The organism is Colwellia sp. MB02u-10 (assembly GCF_014077185.1).
GTDB lineage: Bacteria > Pseudomonadota > Gammaproteobacteria > Enterobacterales > Alteromonadaceae > Cognaticolwellia.
In genome coordinates this window covers 1-1,004 of the sequence record NZ_JACGVK010000055.1, presented here as the reverse complement: position 1 = coordinate 1,004, position 1,004 = coordinate 1, and the positions used below count along the sequence as shown (strand labels likewise).

Below are 1,004 nucleotides of genomic sequence, written 5' to 3'. Positions count from 1 at the left end.
ATATCGATTAAGCGTTGCTTATAGACCTGCGCTGTTTCTTCAACTATTTTCAATTCGAATTCAGTTAATAGTTGTTCTCGCTGATATTTTCTGGTCAACAAGGTGCCTTTAAACAACTTATGCCAGCGAGAAAGTACATCTAGCGTAGTCCAATGTTTAACTTCTTCACTATCAACATGAAGTACTAAATGTAAGTGATTATTCATGACAGTGTGAGCACAAATATCAATAGCAAATACCTGAGATAATTGAAAAATACGTTTTTCAATCCAACTACGTCTATGCTCATAGCTGACACCGGTTTCTTTATCAACACCACATAAAAAAGCTTTGCGGACGGTTCGACTGCAAATATGATAATACGGCGTATCAGATAAACTGATTTGTTGTGAACGAGGCTTGGGCATAACAATCACCACACTTATAAAAGGGTAAATTAAGTGTAGTTTATTGTTGAAAAAAGAAACAAGTTATTATGGGTGGCTTAATTATTCGTTATGGGTGGCTTAATTATTCGAAATAGTTTTCACACAGGCTGCCACCATTATGGCCGTTCATCATCGAATTATTAATGCTAACTTTGTGCGCATTGTTGACGTTAGAGTTTGCTTTACTAACGGCAGCTCAAAGCGGTCTAAAATCACAAGTAATAATCACCTCAATTAATGGTAACTAAGATACGCTAGCTGACATTTGAATATCTATTTTAAACTTCTATCGTTTTCCAATTTTTTTGTTCCAACTATAGGTTACAATATACCTTGTTAATTTAGTGCCTATTGAGTAAGTCATAAAGTATGAAAATGAGTAAAATCTGCCATCGTTTGAACAATAAGTTATTGGCTGTATTAGGCCAAATCAATGAAGAGGCAAAGCAAGTCGGTGGTTTTAGTCATATAAGTCACACTGTTCAGTTCGATTGCTTCCCTGCCAGTTTATTAGTGCACTGCCATTTTAGTGAAGCACAAAAGCTACGTGTTGCACAGAGCAGTCATGCTGAAACC

Annotated in this window: 2 pseudogenes; one reads left to right on the top strand and one right to left on the bottom strand. The window is 36.1% G+C overall.

What is annotated here, in order from left to right:
- Positions 1-407, bottom strand: a pseudogene (locus tag H4J59_RS01260) (transposase); the annotation flags it as partial.
- 396 nt (positions 408-803) lie between these two features.
- On the opposite strand from H4J59_RS01260, the pseudogene H4J59_RS01255 reads away from it, so the two are divergent.
- A pseudogene (locus H4J59_RS01255) lies at positions 804-1,004 on the top strand (hypothetical protein); the annotation flags it as partial.